General features: G+C 49.5%; 22 protein-coding genes, 3 tRNA genes and 1 other RNA gene. 21 read left to right on the plus strand and 5 right to left on the minus strand.

The features are described 5' to 3' along the window. The first annotated feature begins 269 nt into the window (after positions 1-269). Positions 270-613, plus strand: a transfer-messenger RNA (tmRNA) gene (gene ssrA, locus GPK83_RS11180). 271 nt (positions 614-884) lie between these two features. Further along, positions 885-1,157, plus strand: a complete 273-nt coding sequence (locus tag GPK83_RS11185; protein ID WP_015554709.1) for a hypothetical protein — start codon at positions 885-887, stop codon at positions 1,155-1,157. Positions 1,158-1,303: 146 nt separating this feature from the next. Here the strand turns inward: GPK83_RS11185 and GPK83_RS11190 are convergent, their stop codons facing one another. From GPK83_RS11190 to GPK83_RS11200, 3 genes are all read right to left on the minus strand, one after another. Further along, complete coding sequence (locus GPK83_RS11190) at positions 1,304-1,549, minus strand: hypothetical protein (RefSeq protein WP_215704795.1); 246 nt, start codon at positions 1,547-1,549, stop codon at positions 1,304-1,306. 71 nt (positions 1,550-1,620) lie between these two features. Further along, complete coding sequence (locus GPK83_RS11195) at positions 1,621-1,935, minus strand: DUF3837 domain-containing protein (RefSeq protein WP_215704796.1); 315 nt, start codon at positions 1,933-1,935, stop codon at positions 1,621-1,623. Beyond that, positions 1,898-2,092, minus strand: coding sequence for a hypothetical protein (locus GPK83_RS11200; protein WP_015554706.1), 195 nt, complete (start codon positions 2,090-2,092; stop codon positions 1,898-1,900). Before GPK83_RS11200 ends, GPK83_RS11195 begins: the two co-directional genes overlap by 38 nt. Before the next feature lie 324 nt (positions 2,093-2,416). Here GPK83_RS11200 and GPK83_RS11205 point away from each other — a divergent pair, with 324 nt between their 5' ends. From GPK83_RS11205 to rplT, 8 genes are all read left to right on the plus strand, one after another. Then, entirely contained in the window at positions 2,417-3,334 is a 918-nt protein-coding gene (locus GPK83_RS11205) for an AEC family transporter (RefSeq protein WP_117469802.1), read from the plus strand. An 85-nt stretch (positions 3,335-3,419) separates the two neighbouring features. Then, complete coding sequence (locus GPK83_RS11210; protein ID WP_117513358.1) at positions 3,420-3,989, plus strand: hypothetical protein; 570 nt, start codon at positions 3,420-3,422, stop codon at positions 3,987-3,989. 10 nt (positions 3,990-3,999) lie between these two features. After that, positions 4,000-4,614 carry a YcxB family protein gene (locus tag GPK83_RS11215; protein WP_117484113.1) on the plus strand — a complete coding sequence of 205 codons (615 nt, stop codon included), beginning with the start codon at positions 4,000-4,002 and terminating at the stop codon, positions 4,612-4,614. An 85-nt stretch (positions 4,615-4,699) separates the two neighbouring features. Next, complete coding sequence (locus tag GPK83_RS11220) at positions 4,700-5,158, plus strand: DUF6560 family protein (protein ID WP_345941804.1); 459 nt, start codon at positions 4,700-4,702, stop codon at positions 5,156-5,158. A 165-nt stretch (positions 5,159-5,323) separates the two neighbouring features. After that, entirely contained in the window at positions 5,324-5,638 is a 315-nt protein-coding gene (locus tag GPK83_RS11225) for a DUF1540 domain-containing protein (protein WP_144365680.1), read from the plus strand. Positions 5,639-6,115: 477 nt separating this feature from the next. Further along, complete coding sequence (gene infC, locus GPK83_RS11230; protein ID WP_015554700.1) at positions 6,116-6,610, plus strand: translation initiation factor IF-3; 495 nt, start codon at positions 6,116-6,118, stop codon at positions 6,608-6,610. A gap of 27 nt (positions 6,611-6,637) precedes the next feature. Beyond that, positions 6,638-6,835 carry a 50S ribosomal protein L35 gene (gene rpmI, locus GPK83_RS11235; protein ID WP_015554699.1) on the plus strand — a complete coding sequence of 66 codons (198 nt, stop codon included), beginning with the start codon at positions 6,638-6,640 and terminating at the stop codon, positions 6,833-6,835. 37 nt (positions 6,836-6,872) lie between these two features. Beyond that, a complete protein-coding gene (gene rplT, locus GPK83_RS11240) occupies positions 6,873-7,229 on the plus strand; it encodes a 50S ribosomal protein L20 (RefSeq protein ID WP_015554698.1) in 357 nt (118 codons plus the stop codon). Between the two features lie 255 nt (positions 7,230-7,484). Here rplT and GPK83_RS11245 read toward each other — a convergent pair. Further along, positions 7,485-7,568 (minus strand) — tRNA-Leu (locus GPK83_RS11245). A 192-nt stretch (positions 7,569-7,760) separates the two neighbouring features. On the opposite strand from GPK83_RS11245, the gene GPK83_RS11250 reads away from it, so the two are divergent. The 3 genes from GPK83_RS11250 to GPK83_RS11260 all read left to right on the plus strand — a co-directional run bounded on the left by GPK83_RS11250 (position 7,761) and on the right by GPK83_RS11260 (position 9,647). Then, positions 7,761-7,844 (plus strand) — tRNA-Leu (locus GPK83_RS11250). Between the two features lie 232 nt (positions 7,845-8,076). Beyond that, positions 8,077-8,232, plus strand: a complete 156-nt coding sequence (locus GPK83_RS11255) for a hypothetical protein (RefSeq protein ID WP_165859971.1) — start codon at positions 8,077-8,079, stop codon at positions 8,230-8,232. Between the two features lie 227 nt (positions 8,233-8,459). Further along, a complete protein-coding gene (locus GPK83_RS11260) occupies positions 8,460-9,647 on the plus strand; it encodes a pyridoxal phosphate-dependent aminotransferase (RefSeq protein ID WP_215704798.1) in 1,188 nt (395 codons plus the stop codon). Here GPK83_RS11260 and GPK83_RS11265 read toward each other — a convergent pair. Continuing rightward, entirely contained in the window at positions 9,644-9,841 is a 198-nt protein-coding gene (locus GPK83_RS11265) for a hypothetical protein (RefSeq protein WP_117513362.1), read from the minus strand. The two genes, GPK83_RS11260 and GPK83_RS11265, sit on opposite strands and share 4 nt — an antisense overlap. A 216-nt stretch (positions 9,842-10,057) precedes the next feature. On the opposite strand from GPK83_RS11265, the gene GPK83_RS11270 reads away from it, so the two are divergent. The 8 genes from GPK83_RS11270 to GPK83_RS11305 all read left to right on the plus strand — a co-directional run bounded on the left by GPK83_RS11270 (position 10,058) and on the right by GPK83_RS11305 (position 18,418). Beyond that, positions 10,058-11,116: a hypothetical protein gene (locus GPK83_RS11270; RefSeq protein WP_117503950.1), complete on the plus strand. Its 1,059-nt coding sequence runs from the start codon at positions 10,058-10,060 to the stop codon at positions 11,114-11,116. A gap of 198 nt (positions 11,117-11,314) precedes the next feature. Next, a complete protein-coding gene (locus GPK83_RS11275) occupies positions 11,315-11,692 on the plus strand; it encodes a GntR family transcriptional regulator (RefSeq protein WP_015554694.1) in 378 nt (125 codons plus the stop codon). A 12-nt stretch (positions 11,693-11,704) separates the two neighbouring features. Beyond that, on the plus strand, positions 11,705-12,280 hold the full coding sequence (locus GPK83_RS11280) for a UvrB/UvrC motif-containing protein (protein WP_021906104.1): 576 nt from the start codon (positions 11,705-11,707) through the stop codon (positions 12,278-12,280). Continuing rightward, positions 12,273-13,319, plus strand: coding sequence for an ATP--guanido phosphotransferase (locus GPK83_RS11285; protein WP_215704799.1), 1,047 nt, complete (start codon positions 12,273-12,275; stop codon positions 13,317-13,319). The genes GPK83_RS11280 and GPK83_RS11285 overlap by 8 nt, the downstream gene beginning before the upstream one ends. Before the next feature lie 170 nt (positions 13,320-13,489). Beyond that, positions 13,490-15,979, plus strand: a complete 2,490-nt coding sequence (locus GPK83_RS11290) for an ATP-dependent Clp protease ATP-binding subunit (protein WP_117513371.1) — start codon at positions 13,490-13,492, stop codon at positions 15,977-15,979. 114 nt (positions 15,980-16,093) lie between these two features. Next, positions 16,094-16,507 (plus strand): hypothetical protein, encoded by a 414-nt coding sequence (locus GPK83_RS11295; protein WP_015554690.1) that lies wholly within the window; start codon positions 16,094-16,096, stop codon positions 16,505-16,507. A gap of 226 nt (positions 16,508-16,733) precedes the next feature. Next, positions 16,734-18,107, plus strand: coding sequence for a DNA repair protein RadA (gene radA, locus GPK83_RS11300; RefSeq protein WP_215704800.1), 1,374 nt, complete (start codon positions 16,734-16,736; stop codon positions 18,105-18,107). A 240-nt stretch (positions 18,108-18,347) separates the two neighbouring features. Beyond that, positions 18,348-18,418: transfer RNA gene (locus tag GPK83_RS11305), tRNA-Trp, on the plus strand. Position 18,419: the final 1 nt, after the last annotated feature.

Raw genomic sequence — 18,419 nt, forward strand, 5'->3', positions numbered from 1 at the left:
TATCTGGAAGAACTTTTAGAAGCTTAAAAATAGCTGAAAACAGAATTGGTGGTAGACAATCATTCATGCGTTTGTCGTGGGATCTATACTGCGGACCCTTGACAATTTGGGCGAGTGATGGTAAGATTTGTGTTACGCGAGAACAGTACCAGTATAGAATTCGGGGTCGCCTGGATTTTGAACACTGTCAAAAGCGAACGCATCGGAAGAATGTCTGCGACCCATTGCGGATCGGGCGATGCGAAAAACTCCGAAGAGAGTGCCAGTAAGGGCTTGTACTGGTTTCGACGGGGGCTTTGAAGCTGGTGAAGCTATCCGCATGCAATGCGTTAAATGGCAAACCTAAATATAAACGCTAACGACGAATTAGCATACGCAGCCTAATTTAGGCAGCTGTCGGCCTTAGAATACCTGCATTTTAAGTAACCGGCATCATTTAAAGCAGGAAACGACACGTGCAAAGCTTTGCGCACGCGGGCGTATGATGAAGCTACCAAACGGATCAGGATGTCTGCTTTCGGGTTCGGGCGGGAATTCTAAATAACAGACTATGATAGTAGAAGAACAGGGGATAGGTTTTCGGACAGGGGTTCGATTCCCCTCAGGTCCACTATAAGGGAAGTCTTGAAAAGTCAGGACTTCCCTTATTTTATGTCTGTTTGTATGTTTTTTGCAAAATGCTATCCTTGCGGATAAAAGTTTGAAAGTGCATATCAATGGGGAAAGTATCACACGAAATATTACATGAAAAGCTATTTATACTGGAAAGAGAACAGCACAGATTGACAAAATTATTTTCATGCTTTACACTTTAAATTACAGAACACTTCCCGGAACCAAGAACTGCCGGGAGAAATATGAAACGAAAGTAAAGGAGAACTCTAATGAAAAAACGGGGCGACTATTTAAAGAAAGCATATTATCACTTAATGAAGATCGAGCAGAAGAAAAACAAGATCCTTCAGGTGGAGAACTATGGCGAGATCAACGCGGAGTTAAACCGCAAGTTCGCGAAGGGCGAGTATTTCGATTCCAGCGAAGTTTATGTTGAGGACGGTTACCTCTGCGTGGGCGAAGGTTTCTTCCGCCTTTCCGGAAAAGAGCAGGACGCTCTGATTGAGTATCTCTGCCCGGAAGAGGACAGCACTGAAGAATAAATGAAGATAAAAAAGAATGTGTCTTCCTGTTAAACAAAAAAGATACCGGTATGAGCTGTGCGTTTCGCGGTCATACCGGTATCTTTTTATATGAGCACGGCATAGAAAAAATAGTCAGCCTCTGCACTGCGCGGACGTGCGAATTCTTATAAAATGCAAGTCAGACTTTTGATAAATGTGTCTTTCTCTGCAATCTCAGCCGCATTTGCGAGGAACTCAGCGATACCGCTGGTGGTCTCCTCGTCAGCCTCGTAAAAAACAGCCCATGTGTAGAATATGCATTTTAAATGCTCCATCTCGTCTTCGCCGGCCTTTGCCAGAGCGATCATCTTATCAATGAATTCTTTTTCAGAAACTCCAGTGGTTGGAAATTCTGCTGGTGTAAAATCCATAGCTGCAAACTCCTTTCCTGTGATCCGGACTTGGATCGTAGTGCGTGATGATTCGGGATCCTCACGATCACTTAAGTGTTTTCATATCCGAGCTTCAGGGTGACCAGAGAATCATCATCCAGAACCTCGCCCTTTTTGTAGATATAATCGCGGATCAGCACTTTCAGCTTTTCGTCAACGGCAGGACTCGAATAGATCGTGTCCGGAACCGACTTTACGAATTCCTTGAGATCTGTTCCGACAGTTCCCTCCGGACACGGAAGCGAAGCCTGACGGCACGCCATGCCGACTGCGCAGGATAATTCCATATGGTTGATCAGTCTCGCCGGTGTCTCAAAATTTTTGATCTTAATTTTCACGGACATCGGGACAAGCGTATGTACCATCGGACGGATCTCCTTTCTGTCCCTCGCGTTCACGGACCATCTTCCAGATCAGGTCGTGCATCCACTGGACGGTCTCCTGAAGCTTTGAATTTTCGTCCTTTAAACGGGCAATTTCGGCTTCCAGTTCCTGGATTTTTGCATCTTTTTCTTCGGACATGGTAAAAACCTCCCTGAAAACTGTATGAGAACAGAACAAGTATAACATCAGAATGGAAACATGTCCAGTGGAGGAGCGGGCAAAACAGGCGGAAAAAGAATGATTGATTCAAGTGTGACTTTGAGATATAATAAATTTTGGTAACTGTTCAGTACCTTCACAGTTACATGCAAAAATCCATTCCAAATCGGCTACGCCGATGGATTTTTGCCTTTTAGCCTAGGTTTTCTTACGGTCAGCGCAGCAAGTGCGCAGACCTACTGAACAGTTACAAATTTTGTTTCTATTTCTGCGAGAAAATACATAAAAAGAGGAACATGAAATATGAGTTCAGTTTTACTAAAAGCGGGCTGCTTTTTCCTGATCATCCTGATGGGATATGGTCTGAAAAAAATTGGTCTTTTAAGCCAGTCGGATCTTCCGGTCTTCTCGAAGCTCGTCACGAAGATCACACTCCCGGCAGCGATCATCCATAACTTCAGCCAGGCGACCATGGATGTCTCCATGCTGGTGATCGTGCTGATCGGTTTCCTGTGCAGCGGTGCGTATGCGGTGATCGGATACGGACTTTTTGCGAAAGGGACGAGGGACCAGAAGGCGTTTGGCCTCGTAAACGCGTCGGGATACAATATCGGCTGCTTTACGATGCCTTTCGTCCAGGGATTCTTAGGAGCGCCGGGCGTGGCCTGTACCAGCCTTTTTGATACGGGAAACGCGGTGGTCTGTACCGGTGGTTCCTATGCGGTGGCTGCGTCAGTGGCAGGAAAAGGCGGTGCCGGAGATAAGCATCAGATCCGCAGGATCGTGATCCAGCTCTTAAAATCCATCCCGTTTGACTGCTATGTAATTATGACAGCACTGACGATGGCGGGACTCCGTATTCCGGTCTTCATGGACCAGGTAGCTGAGACTGTGGGGAACGCCAACACCTTCCTCTCCATGACTATGATCGGCCTCGGACTGGAGTTACATATGACAAGAGAGCAGACGGGCAGTGTCGCGAAGATCCTGGGAACAAGATTTGCGGTTTCCGCAGTCCTGGCAGTTTTATTTTATCAGTTTCTGCCGTTTTCCCTGGAGATCCGCAGAACCCTGGCGATCCTGATGTTCGGCCCGGTATCGGCCCTTGGCGTTCCGTACACCTCCATGCTTGAGGGAGATGTGAACCTTGCCAGCGCGGTGAACTCGGCATCAATCATTCTCGGAATCGTGAGCCTGACAGCGGCGATCATCATCTTCTAAGAAATTTATAGTCGTGCATAGGGCGGTATCAGGTATACCGCGGAGGCTCTGCATAGCTGTATCGCACAAAATAAGGAGGAACACAATGGAATTACGGAACGAAAAGGACGCGCAGTTTATCATCCGGCATCATGTGACGGAAGAAAAGCTGCTTCATCTGGAAAAGGGAGTCCGGAAACTCGGTTTCCAGTCCGGCGGAAAGAGGATCATGTCGATCTTTCTTGGGCTTTTCCTGCTCTGCATGGCAGCAAAAGTCGTAATCGGCGGAACGATCGGGGACGCACTCATGATGATCGGCATTCTCTGTGCCATGGGATTCGTGTTTGGAACCTATGCCCTTTTGAAAGGCTGGCTGGACGCGAAAAAGCAGATCCATCTCCAGTTCGAGGCGGGGAGGATGGAAGACAACTATCAATGGGAATACCGCTTCTACGAGGACGGATATGAGGTCATCGGAAAGAATGAGAAATCCCGTGTGCAGTATAAGAACGTGGGACGCCTTATTGATATGTCCGGTATGTATGTGCTGGTGGAGCGCGGAAATGTGGTGCGTTACTTCATGAAAGATGACGCGGTTCAGGGAAATTCCGCGGAGCTTGCGGGATTTCTGACAGAGAAATGTCATCTTCCGATGGAACAGATCACAGTACGATAGGAGGTGCGGGATGGAACCGATATACGCAGTAAAATCTACATATGACGAAGATATGTTTTATCACCAGGTCGTGGCTTCCAAGCCGCGGATGATGCCGAAGGAGGGGGATGGGAAGAAGATCAAGTTCCAGCTTCCTGATTTCGGGCTGAAAGATACATTGATGGCGCTTCTTGTGGGCGCAGCTGTTTACATGGCGTTCGGACAGCTTGAGCAGTCCACGAGGATCCTGCAGGCGGTGCTCTGCGGACTTGTGGCGGCTGTGGTGCTGCGGCGAATGAATGAGAGACAAAACGGGGAGACTTCCGGGAAGAAGGCGAATTCCGTATCGGCTGATAAAAATCAGGCCCTGCAGCTTCTGGAGAGTTCCGGATTAAAGGGTGACCGCTGCACCATGAATTTCTACGAGGACACCTTTACGATGGAGCGGCCGGGCATCATTACGGAGTACCAGTACGAGGGAATCGCATGGATCAAGGAGACCAGCAAGTATTACATGGTCTTTTGGAACAAATCCCTTGCGATCCCTGTGGAGAAGGCGGGATTCTACCGCGGAAAGAAGGAGACATTCGGATCTTTCCTTGAAAAACGGTGCAATAAGGTGATCGAGAAGGTAAGAAACGTATAGAGGGACGAAGGACCATTTCTATATGGAAGTGCATAGCTCCGGACGGCGGAGCGGTGTAAAATAAAATGGAGAGGATCTTTTGGGAATGAAAATTAAAAAAGAAGAGAAAATGCAGATCGAAAAGCTGCCGACACTGAAGTTGAAGTATACACTGGTCGTGCCGTTCATGGGAATCGTGGATGCGCTGACTATGGGAAGCTTCTTTATGAATCCGGCGGCAGATGGAAAACTGCTCATCAAGGCGTTCTATGTGATCTGCGGGATTGCGGGGATTTTATTTGCACTGTGGGGACTTTTGTGGAAGACTACGATTGATGGCAAGACGATCAAGGTAAACCCGGTAATTGGAAAGAAAAAAGTGATCCCGTTTTCAGATCTGAAAAAAGCGGTTGTTTATAAGAAGAAAAAGACGGGGTCTATCGTGAGCTATGAACTGATCGATAAGAACAACCAGTCCATCGTTACGATCTATCCGCTTATGAAGGACAGCAGTACATTGATGGAGAGATTGAAACGCCTGAAATATCCGGTGGAGGAAGCGTAAGGCAAAAATCCCATCAGGGAAGCTGAACTGGAATGGATTTTTGCGCGTAACTATGAAGGTACTGAATAATTATGCTGGTTTTAGGAAAAATCCCGGGAGAGTGAATACTTCGGGATCTTTCTGCGCATAATGACCTCTGATGAAACAGGAAAAGGAGGCCATTTTATGACGAAACTGGATTGTACCGTGACGACATGTATCCATAACGCGGAGAAGTGCTGCTGCAAGAGCGGCATCCTCGTGGAGGGAGCACAGGCGAAGAACTGCTGTGATACCTGCTGCGGAAGCTTTGAGGAGAACAGGGGCGGACTTTTTAAGAATCTTTTTAAGACGCCGGAATCAAAGCTTGAGGTGGAATGTGATGTGGCGAACTGTCTCTATAATGATGACCATCAGTGCAGGGCAGAGCGGATCACGATCGCGGGGGACGGCGCCATGGCTGTCGGTCAGACGGAATGTGCAAGCTTTAGGGAGAAGTAGGAATAGAGAAGGGACTGGCTGCAGAGAAAGCTGATGATAGCAAACTGACCGTCGCCGGTTCCTTTTTACTTAGCAGAAAAGTCGTTGTTTTGCCTGAAAGAAAGGCATTGTGGATTTTTGATATGCGTCTGTGAGAAGACAGATCCAAGGGAGAAGTATGAAAGGGCTGTGGAAAATACCGGGCAGAATCGTGGAGGGCTTGAGCCGAAAAAGTATTGGAAATTCCGGGAAAAGTGATTGACAAAACGGAAACGATATAGTAGAATAACATAAGTTGTGAGAGCAACTGACAGGAAAGCAGGTATCCGCCTCACCCTGGCACGAGTAAGTGACCCGGGTTCATAGACATCGGTTTTTATCATGCAGCAGCATGCCAAACCAATGCAGTTACGAGCGGATAGTTACCTATCTGCTTTTTCTTTTCTATCGACATATGTAGAGTATGAGAGTTGGAGGTGTACGGCTATTAGCGAGTTAATGATTAACGAGCAGATCCGTGATAAGGAAGTTCGTTTAATTGGAGAAAATGGTGAGCAGCTTGGAATCATGTCTGCAAAAGACGCTTACAAAATGGCGAGAGATGCAGAACTGGATCTTGTAAAGATTGCTCCGGCAGCGAAGCCGCCGGTATGTAAGATCATTGATTACGGTAAATACAAGTATGAGATGATCCGTAAGGAGAAGGAAGCGAAAAAGAAGCAGAAAACGATCGAGGTGAAAGAAGTGCGTCTTTCCCCGAATATCGATACAAACGATCTTAACACAAAGATCGGATCTGCGAGAAAGTTCATCGAAAAAGGCAACAAGGTAAAAGTAACGCTTCGTTTCCGCGGTCGTGAGATGGCTCATATGAACCAGACAAAGTATATTCTGGATGATTTCGCTGAGAAACTTTCCGATATCGCTGTTGTCGATAAGCCTTCCAAGGTGGAGGGAAGAAGCCTGGTAATGTTTTTAACTGCAAAACGATAAGGGAACAATTTTAAGGAGGAAACAACAATGCCTAAAATGAAAACAAGCAGAGCAGCTGCAAAACGTTTCAAAAAGACCGGAACTGGTCAGTTAGTGAGAAATAAAGCTTATAAGTCCCATATCTTAACTAAGAAATCCACAAAGCGTAAGAGAAATCTTAGAAAAGACATTGTTACTGATGCTACAAACAGCAAGGTAATGAAGAAGATTTTACCGTATTTATAATTTGTTTCGGAATTAAGATTAAGGAGGAAATTAAGCAATGGCAAGAATTAAAGGTGGCTTAAATGCCAAGAAGAGACATAACAGAGTGCTCAAGTTAGCCAAAGGTTACAGAGGGGCTCGTTCCAAACAGTATAGAGTAGCAAAGCAGTCCGTAATGAGAGCTTTAACAAGCTCCTACGCTGGCAGAAAAGAGAGAAAGAGACAGTTCAGACAGCTCTGGATTGCTCGTATCAACGCTGCAGCTAGAATCAACGGCCTTTCTTACAGCAAGTTCATGTACGGCTTAAAGCAGGCTGGTGTTGTTATGAACCGTAAGGTATTATCCGATATGGCTATCAACGACGCAGAGGGCTTTGCAAAGCTTGCTGAGTTAGCAAAAACAAAACTGGCTTAATTAGTCGATGAGAATAGAAAAAACCTTTCCGGTGGAGTGATCTGCCGGGGAGGTTTTTTTGCGTTTTTTGGGGAGAGGTTCATAGTGGTCGGCGCTGTGTATTGGCGGGATGAGGGAAGGAAAAGGAAGGGTGTGGAGGGAGAGATGGGATTGGCGAAAGCCAGACGATGCGCGGGGCCCTTTGGGCGCCGCGGCATCGCGAGATTGTTGGTGTGAAACTAAAAAAAGGCTTAAGTCTTTCGACTTAAGCCTTCGTGCAGAAGAAGGGACTTGAACCCTCATGATATTGCTATCACACGGACCTGAACCGTGCGCGTCTGCCAATTCCGCCACTTCTGCATCTCGTCAGATGACGTATCTCATTGACAAAACATATTATAGTATAAGGCGTGGGATTTGTCAAGAGTTTTTTAAATATTGCTAAAAAAACATTTTTTTTAAAAAATTCAAAAAAGTACTTGTCAAACAGAAAGAACTATGGTATATTAATATGCGTCGGTGAGAGATACAAAATCTTGAAACACCCGATACGCGGAAGTGTCGGAACTGGCAGACGAGCAAGACTAAGGATCTTGTGGTGGTTACATCGTGTGGGTTCAAGTCCCATCTTCCGCACGAAAGACTCAAGTCGAGAGACTTGAGTCTTTTTGCGTTATAAAAGCTACTTTTTTCAGGGGTTATGACAAAAGAGTAAGGGACCAATCATTAAATAAAAGTGCGAATATGCTTTGCACAGAAAATTTCAACACGCCGCTGTCAGACAGAGAGCGGAAGAGTGCACTGGAGACATGGATCGAGCTGATACAGCCGGGGGAGACCATGAAATCGGTAGGCTGCGAATGGACCGATGATGGAAAAATATCAGCCGAGAGGGAAGGAGAGAGGCTGGTATGAGGATCAGGGAGAAGAATACCTCTTCATCAAAGCCCCGGCAGTGAGTTGCGGAGAGTCCGAGAGGAAGAGGGAGAAAAACTCTGTAAACAGGTCCGACTGTGATCATTAAGGGCGATGAGCTTATGAATTAGGCTTGTCGCTTTTGGTTTTGACAACACAAATGATCCGGGGGAAGTTTTATAGAAATGTAAAGAAAAATCAATAGGTCTGTCATGAAAGTTGTGATAAGATATTAGAACAGAGGGACGATTCGGAACGTAATACTGAGATGTGCGCGCGGAAGGATCGGAATACCGGAAAGACATCATACATGACAATAGAAGAGAGGTTTTACATATGCCGGAATTAAGCAGAAGAGTACAGACATTTACAGACTCCGTCATCCGCAGGATGACAAGGATCAACAATATGACACCGGGAAGCATTAACTTAAGTCAGGGATTCCCGGATTTTGATCCGCCGCAGGAGATCCTGGACGCGTTAAAGGAAGCGGCGGAGTATGGCCCGCACCAGTATTCCATCACCTTTGGGGCGAAGAATTTCCGGGACGCGCTGGCAGAAATGTATACAAAGAAATTTGCCCGTGAGATCGATCCGGAAAAGGAGATCGTTGTGACCTGCGGGGGAACGGAAGCGATGATGGCGGCGATGATGACCGTGTGCAATCCGGGAGATAAGGTCGCGGTGTTCAGCCCGTTCTATGAGAACTATGGGGCGGACGCGATCCTCTCCGGGGCAGATCCGGTCTATGTGCCGCTTGTGCCGCCGGATTTCCATTATGACAGCGAAGCTCTGGAACGGGCGTTTCAGGCCGGTGCGAAGGCACTGATCCTCTGTAATCCGTCGAATCCCTGTGGAAAAGTATTTACGATGGAAGAGATGGAGGAGATCGCGGAGCTCGCAAAGCGGTATGACGCCTTTGTGATCACGGATGAGGTGTACGAGTACATTATCTACGGTGAGAACCGCCATATCTCCATGGCTGCTTTGCCCGGAATGTATGAGCGGACGATCACCTGCAGCTCCCTCTCAAAGACATACTCCATGACCGGATGGAGACTCGGCTATCTGATCGGACCGGAACATGTGATCGAGGCGGCGAAGAAGGTCCATGATTTCCTGACCGTAGGCGCTGCGGCACCGCTTCAGGAAGCGGCAGTTACTGGTCTGAAATTTGGACCAGAGTACTATCAATGGTTAAAGGATCTCTACACAGAAAAGAGAGATTATCTCTGTGGAAGGTTGGAGCAGATGGGACTTTCCCACACGACACCTCAGGGCAGCTATTTTGTTCTCGTGGATATCTCGGGATTTCTTGAGAAGCCGGAGTTTACCGGCTGGACAGATTTGGAATTCTGTGAATGGATGATAAAGAATTACGGTGTGGCAGCTGTGCCGGGTTCCAGCTTCTTTAAGGAGTCGATAAACAATTACATCCGCCTGCATTTTTCCAGAGGGAAAGAGACGCTTGAGGCGGCTGCTGACCGTCTGGAAAAGATGGCGAAAGATTACGGATTTTGTTAGTTATCCCTTTTGTTTTTATTTCGGACGTACTTTAAGATCAGCGCGTAGCCGTAGAGCATCACCGGGATGACGATGACGCAGAACAGGAGCGCCAGGATGACATTCTCCGGGCCACCGGTGAAGGTCAGGACGATGAGGGCGAGGAAGACCGCGGCGATGATGAGGATCCCGGCCCAGGCGAAAAATCGTTTCATATATTTAGGTTCCTTTCATGTACATACTTTGAGTTCCTGTTTAGTATAAGGTATTTTAAAGCGGGATTCAAGATAATGAGGCATAAAGAACGTAATTCCGGTTCCGGAAGGCAAAAACCCCATCAGCAAAGCTGATCTGGAATGAATTTTTGCGCGTAACTATGAAGGTACTGAATAGTTACCAGCATTTGATAAAAACGGAAAGGAGGAGTGACCATGAAGAAAAAACGAACACTTATCCTGATCGGCGCTGTCGGCATCCTGCTTGCTGTGCAGACTATAACATCTTTCGCTGCGGATGGAAAATGGACGCTCACGGATGCCGGTTACACCTTCACATACTCGGATGGGCGCAAAGCCCGGGGTACCTGGGAGGATATCGACGGCGAGTGGTACCATTTTGACAGAAACGGGATCATGGAGACCGGATGGAAGACGGTGGGAAACATCCGTTACCATTTCAACCAGGACGGTTCCCTCTCCGAGGGCTGGCAGTACGACGGTCCGGGCGGCGGAAACTGGTACTACTATGATTCCGCGGGGAACGCGAAGATCCAGTGGTTTCAGGATAAGGGAAACTGGTACTGGTTTGACTCGGACGGAAAGATGAACAAGGAAGCTGTCCGCACAATAAAAGGAAAGACATACGCGTTCCGCCCGGATGGAAGCATGCGGGTAAATGAGTACGCGGGCTTTTCCTACACCGACTACGACGGACAGCCGGATCCGGCGGGGGATATTCTGGCGGTCAACGCGGATGGAACGGCGAAGACGGTGAGCGAGGCCGAGAAAAATGAGATCGCCGTGTATATCAACGCCTTCCCGGATGGTTGGAGAAAGAAGTTCCGGGATGACGGATGGAGGTTTGTGTACTGTCCGTCGGGCGGGGCATATAGAACCTTCAAAGATAAGAGGGGAAACGTACTCTATTCCTGCAATTATTCTCTGGATGAGGAGAAGAAAGAACTCCGGTTTTCGAAAACGGATGCCGTGAAGGGCGGATTCGGGGCGTATGTCTATGAAAATTCCGGGGATGAGATGAAGAAAGACCAGTTCCCAAAGGCGGCGAGGTACCGGTTTGCGGAGATCGCCCAGGCGACGGGCCTGCCGGAAGGCGCGAAGAGAGAGTATGACGTGATCTTTGGAGCGCTGTTTCATATATATCAGGACCCGGATGTCTGGAACGCGCTGAAAGCAAAAGCTTCAGATATTACTTGGACTATCGAGCGGATCGCGGATAACCGGTCGGCGGATGGACGTCTGGACTTAGAGTAGGAAAATATAATACTTTGAGGCGAAACTGCAAAGCAGGCAAAAATGAAAGTAGAACATACGTACGAATAAACTTTGGTTTCACTTGACGAACACCACACAATCTGTTACTATACACATATAACAAATGGAATACTATGATACCGGAAACGCATAAACGGTCCCGGCATCAAAAATATTAAGAAAAAAGATGGTGATCAAATGGTACTGAAGATCGATTTTGACAGTGAAGAAGCACTCTATACCCAGCTCTGCAACCAGATCATCTGCGGCATCGCAATGGATGTGCTTCACGATGGGGATAGTCTCCCGTCGGTGAGACAGCTTGCAGATGAGATCGGAATTAACATGCATACAGTCAACAAGGCATATGCTGTATTGAAACAGGAAGGATTTCTGCGCCTGGACCGCAGACGCGGGGCCGTGATCGCCCTGGATATGGATAAACTGCGGACGATGGAAGAGATGAAGAACGACCTCGCGCTGATCGTTGCCCGGGGAATCTGTAAAAATGTCGGCAGAGATGAGATCCACAGCCTTGTAGACCAGATCTATGATGAGTTTGGCGGACAGGCATAAAGGAGGGGCAGTATGCTTTGTGAACATTGCAAAAAGCGGGAAGCAACCGTAAAATATGTGGAAGTGATCAACGGCGTGAAGACAGAGCACAACCTCTGTACCCAGTGTGCCGCCCATGCGGACCTTGGACAGTTCTCAGCTCTCTTTGAGGGAGAATTCCCGTTAGGAAAACTTCTCTCCGGACTTCTTGGAACCCAGGAGACGGAGGAAGAAGATGAAAAGTACTCCGGCGTCGTGTGCCCGACCTGCGGAACGACTTATGAGGAATTTGTAAAGGACAGCCGGTTCGGATGCCCGGACTGCTACAGCGTGTTTGATCCTCTGATCAGCGACAATATCCGTCATCTTCAGGGCAGCGAAAAGCACGTCGGAAAGCGTCCGGCGGGATACCGGTCCGAGATGGAAGAAATGAACGGGGTGGGAACTACTGGAGAGGATCCGGTGAATATTCCGGAACTCTCAAAGGAAGAGAAGATCCGCCTGATGGAGACGAGATTAAAAGACGCGGTGCGCCGGGAAGAGTACGAGGAGGCCGCGAAGCTCCGGGATGAGATCCGGGCGTTGAAAGAGGAGAGACAGAATGGATAAATGGTATGAAGTACCGGGAAAAGCAGGCACAAATGTGATCTACAGCCGTGTCCGTCTGGTTCGAAATCTGAAAGAGTATCCGTTTCCTGGCTGCCTCACCAAGGAGCAGAGCGCGGAGCTTTCGGAGAAGCTTCTCGGCGGACTCACCGGCATCGCGTCCATGGACCGGATGCAGTATCAGTTTACACACTTAGAGCGGATGGGCGACCTGGAAAAAACAGCGCTTTTAGAGCGCCGGGCGATCAACCGCAGTGTAATGAAGAAGAAAGACCCGACGGGAATGATCCTGTCGGAGGACGAATCAACGGCGATCCTCCTAAATGGGGATGATCATGTGCGGATCCAGACGCTGCAGACGGGGCTGACTCTGGAGCAGCTTTACGAGAGAGCAGATAAGATCGATGACTATATCAGCGAGCGTTTTGATTACGCCTTCGATGAAAAATACGGCTATCTGACCTCGTTCCCCACAAACGTGGGCACAGGACTTCGGGCAGCGGTGGTCCTGCACCTGCCGATGCTGTCCAAGAATAAAAATTTCAACAGTCTCGTTGCGGATATGGGCCGGTTCGGGACCCAGGTCCGGGGCGTGTACGGTGAGGGCGCGGAGAACTTCGGCTCCCTGTACCAGATCTCAAACCAGAAAACCTTAGGACAGACGGAGCGGGAGATCATCGATATCGTCAGGAAGGCAGCCCTGGAGCTGGATGTCCAGGAACGGCGGGTACGCCGGGAATACCGTCAGAGAAAGCCGGTGCAGGCGGCCGATGAATGCTATAAATCCTACGGCGTCTTAAAGTACGCGAGACGGCTGACGAGAAAAGACGGAATGGAATTCCTGTCCCAGATCATGACAGGAATCACGGATGGGATCTTAAAAGTGAAGGAACCGTACTCTGTATACGGTCTGATGCTGGGGATCCAGCCTGCGAACCTTTTGAGTCTGGCGGACCGCCCGCTTGACAAGGATGAGCTGGATGCCGCCCGGGCAGAGTTCCTGAGAAGGCGGCTGCCGGAGATCATAGAGATAGAAAATTAGTTGACGGTTCAGCAGATCTGCGCTTTTGCTGCACCGACCGAAAGAAAACATAGGCAGGGAGGCAAAATTTTAATCGGCGCAGTTGATTTGGAATGGAGTTATGTTCGTAACTATGAATGGATTGAATGGTTACGCAGTTGACGGAAAAGTTCAGGAGGAAATTAGAACAGATGGCACAATATACAGAAAAAGCCCAGGAGGCACTGGTTCTCGCCAGTGAAGCGGCGGAGGATATGGGTTCCCCTGTGATCGGAACGGAGCACATCCTGGTCGGGCTGATCGAGGAGGGAAGCGGTACCGCTGCCATGGTCCTCGAGGCCAACGAGGTGAAGCTTGACAGACTGCTGGCTCTTGTGGAGCAGCTTGTCTCTTCCTATCAGAATACAGCCACCAAAGAGCGGGACGGCTACACTCCAAGCGCGAGACATGTGCTGGAAAACGGCTATAAAGAGGCTGTCCGGTTCCATGCGCCGTTAATCGGTACCGAGCATATTCTGATGGCATTATTAAAGGAATCGGACTGTGTGGCAGTCCGCCTGTTAAACACCTTAAATATCAACATTCAGAAGGTCTACATCGACCTTTTATCCGCCATGGGTGAGGACGGAAACGCAGGAAAAGAGGACCTGGCCCAGGGACGCCAGCAGCGGGGCGGACAGAGCGCCACACCGACACTTGATGCCTACAGCCGCGACCTTACAGTCCTCGCAAAAGAAGGAAAACTGGATCCGGTCATCGGCAGGGAGAAGGAGATCCGCCGCGTGATCCAGATCTTAAGCAGAAGAACAAAAAACAACCCGTGCCTTATCGGAGAACCAGGTGTCGGAAAGACGGCTGTGATCGAAGGTCTCGCGCAGCTCATCGCTTCCGGCGACGTCCCGGATACGATCCGCGGAAAACGCGTGGTGATCCTTGACCTCTCCGGCATGGTAGCGGGATCCAAGTACCGCGGTGAGTTCGAGGAGCGCATTAAAAATGTGATCAACGAGGTGACAGAGGCGGAGAACGTCCTCTTATTTATCGACGAGATCCACACGATCATTGGCGCAGGCGGAGCGGAGGGCGCGTTAGACGCGTCTAACATCTTGAAACCATCCCTGGCCCGCGGTGAGATCCAGCTCATCGGTGCTACGACGATTGAAGAGTACCGGAAATATATTGAAAAGGACGCGGCATTAGAGCGCCGGTTCCAGCCGGTGACCGTGGAGGAGCCGACGGAGGACGAGGCGTTCCAGATCTTAAAGGGACTCCGCCCGAAATATGAGGAACATCACCATGTGACGATCACCGACGCGGCCTTAAAGGCGGCAGTGCGCCTCTCCGCCCGCTATATCAACGACCGGTTCCTGCCGGACAAGGCCATCGATGTGGTGGACGAGGCGGCCTCCAAGACGAGACTGACCGTCTATGTGGAGCCGAAGGGAATCAAGACTCTCGAGGAGGAGATCAAGAAGCTCGAGAAAGAGAAAGAGGACGCGATCCGTGACGAGGCATATGAGCTCGCCGGTGAGATCAAGAAGAAACAGGCCTCAAAGCGGGAGAAGATCCACAAGCTGAAGGAGAAATGGGAGAGTGAGAAGGAGAGCCGGGAGCTGACCGTCGACGAGAATGACATTGCAGACGTGATCTCCGGCTGGACAAAGATCCCGGTGAGCAAGCTGGCGGAAGGCGAGACGGAGCGTCTCTTAAGGCTGGAATCCATTCTCCATGAACGCGTGGTCGGGCAGGACGAGGCGGTGGTTGCCGTCGCGAAGGCGATCCGCCGCGGAAGAGTCGGCTTAAAAGACCCGAAGCGCCCGATCGGTTCCTTCTTATTTTTAGGACCCACAGGTGTCGGAAAGACGGAGCTCTGCAAAGCCCTTGCGGAGGCCATGTTCGGAACGGAAAACGCCCTGATCCGCGTTGATATGTCAGAGTACATGGAGAAGCACAGCGTCTCCAAGATGATCGGATCCCCGCCAGGATATGTGGGATACGAGGGCGGCGGACAGCTGAGTGAAAAAGTCCGCAGAAACCCGTATTCTGTGATCCTCTTTGATGAGGTGGAGAAAGCCCATCCGGATGTTTTCAATATTCTTTTACAGGTGCTGGACGACGGTCACATCACGGACTCCCAGGGCCATAAGATCGACTTTAAGAATACCGTTATCATCATGACCTCCAATGCGGGCGCCGAGAACATCATCGCGCCGAAGCAGCTTGGATTCATGTCCCAGGACGATGAGAAGGTCCGCTACCAGAGAATGAAGACCGGCGTCATGGACGAAGTGAAACGGATGTTCAAGCCAGAGTTCTTAAACCGTATCGATGACACCATCGTGTTCCATCCGCTGACGAAGGATCACATGAAGGAAATCGTGACGATCCTCTTGAATGTCCTCGCAAAGCGGACAAAGAATCAGATGTCCATCCGCTTAAATGCCGGGGATGACGTGAAGGAATACCTTGTGGAAAAGGGATACGACGAGAAATACGGCGCGCGACCGCTTAAGCGCACGATCCAGAACCTCATCGAGGATAAGCTCGCGGAGCTGGTCCTGGAAGGAAAAGTGCGGGAAGGCGATTCCGTGAAGATCACCTGCAAGGACGGAGAACTGAAATTTTCAGCAAGACATCCACAAACTGCTGGAAAAACTTCCGCCAGTGTGGTAAAATCATAGGCACGACGTAACGGTTAGAAGGGACGGATGCCTGTGACCGTTACCTATTACAATAGCAATAGCAATAGGGAAAATTTAGTCCTTGTTGAAACACACAAAAGGAGAGTAAGCATTATGTCAGTAATCAACGAACTGATCCGCACAGAGGCAAATGGAACCTTAAGCTTCGGAAACTACAGCCTCGCGGCAAAATCCAAGGTAGAAGACTTCGAGCACGAAGGTGATCTTTATAAAGTTAAGACATTTAAGGAAATCACAAAGTTAGAAAGAAACGGAATGTTCGTTTACGAGTCCGTTCCAGGAACTGCAGTAACAGAATTTGCAGTGACCGATACAACCGTTACCTTCAAGGTTGAGGGCTTTGAGGATGCCCAGATCACCGTACAGTTAGAGGACGACTGCGAGTACGAGATTTACGAGGACGGCGTTGGCGTCGGCGGAATGAAGACAAATATGAGCGGCAAGCTGAGTCTTTCTGTTGAGCTCAATGAGGGCAAGGAAGTAGAAGTTAAGATTGTTCGCAAGTAATCAGGAAATTGAAGATTGCTGCTGGCCGGGGTATGGACGGTAGTATTTTATGGCGCTCCGAGGGATGAACTTCGGAGCGTTTCCTGTTTTATGAAATATTTCTGTTCACCAAGAAAGCATTGCAGAAAGGTCGTGCGAATTCACGCAGGAATATCGATTGGTGCAGGCAGTCAGGTAAGGCAGCTAAACGTATCATGGCATTTTGGCTATAAAAAGGGAGAATATTGTGGCAAAAGCAAAAAACACAGCTTTTTTCTGTAAAGAGTGCGGCTATGAGTCCGCAAAGTGGCTCGGACAGTGTCCGGTGTGCAAGGAATGGAATACATTTGTTGAGGAGCCGGTGGCCCAGGCGAAAAAGGCACCGTCGGGGCAGATCGCCGCGGTGGGAGCCGGAAAGACGGCGGTCCCGGTCCATATCTCGGAGATCTCTCTCGATGAGCAGGACAGGACGCCCACAGGATTCGGGGAGCTTGACAGAGTCCTCGGAAGCGGGATCGTGAAGGGAAGTCTCGTGCTTGTCGGCGGTGATCCGGGAATCGGGAAGTCGACGCTGCTTTTACAGGTCTGTAGAAACCTCGCCGGGGCGGGAAAACGTGTCCTCTATATCTCCGGTGAGGAATCCTTAAAGCAGATCAAGATGCGCGCAAACCGCATCGGGATGATCACAGGAGACCTTTTATTCCTCTGCGAGACGAACCTTGATACGATCCATGGCGCCATCGAGAGGTCGAAGCCGGACATTGTGATCATCGACTCGATCCAGACCATGTTCCGGGAAGATATTTCTTCTGCACCGGGCAGCGTGAGCCAGGTCCGGGAGTCCACGAACCTTCTGATGCAGATCGCGAAGGGATACGGGGTGACGATCTTTATTGTCGGACATGTGACGAAAGAGGGCGTGGTGGCAGGTCCCCGGGTGCTGGAACATATGGTGGACACGGTGCTCTACTTTGAGGGGGACAGAAACGACGCCTACCGGGTCCTCCGGGCGGTGAAGAACCGTTTTGGTTCCACGAACGAGATCGGCGTGTTTGAGATGGAGGAGAAGGGGCTTTCGGAGGTGCTGAATCCGTCGGAGATGCTGATCTCCGGGCGGCCGAAGGAGGCGTCGGGGGCGGTTGTTGCCTGCTCCTTAGAGGGAACGAGGCCGATCCTTCTGGAGGTCCAGGCGCTCGTGACCGCAACAAATTTTGGTATGGCGAGACGGACGGCGAACGGAGTGGATTACAACCGGATCAATATTCTGCTTGCAATCCTGGAGAAACGCTGCGGCTTCGCCATGAGCCGGTATGATGCCTACGTGAATATTGCGGGTGGAATGAAGATGAATGAACCGGCCCTGGACCTGGCGGTGGTGATGGCACTCGTGTCGAGCTTCAAAAACCGGGAAGTGGATCCTGGAATGCTGATCTTCGGAGAGGTAGGTCTCTCCGGCGAAGTAAGAGGCGTCTCCCAGGCAGCCCAGAGAGTGTCCGAGGCTATCAAGATGGGCTTTACAAGCTGCCTGCTGCCAAAATCGAATCTGGAGAAGCTGAAGGATGAGAAACGGATCAGGCTGATCGGGGTGGAGAATGTGAGAGAGGCGATACAGTTGATCTGATGTTGGCTGGGTGGTGCGATCTTCTTGTTTTCATTTGCAATGAAAACAAGAAGCATATGGCGTTCGCCATATGTCATTTAGAATGGAGAAACAGCCGCTTGCAAGCAAGCTTGCAGCATCTGTTTTTCCATCCCAAATGCCGCATGCTCAAACTGGTGAAAGAAATTTTCAAATTAGTGTTGACAATTAAAACATTTCATGCTATTATAATGAAGCATTAAGTGATGAGCAACAAAATATAGGGGAATAGTTCAATGGTAGAGCAGCGGTCTCCAAAACCGTAGATGGGGGTTCGAGCCCCTCTTCCCCTGC

It is taken from the genome of Clostridium sp. MCC328, from assembly GCF_018785465.1.
GTDB classification, from domain to species: domain Bacteria; phylum Bacillota; class Clostridia; order Lachnospirales; family Lachnospiraceae; genus Pilosibacter; species Pilosibacter fragilis.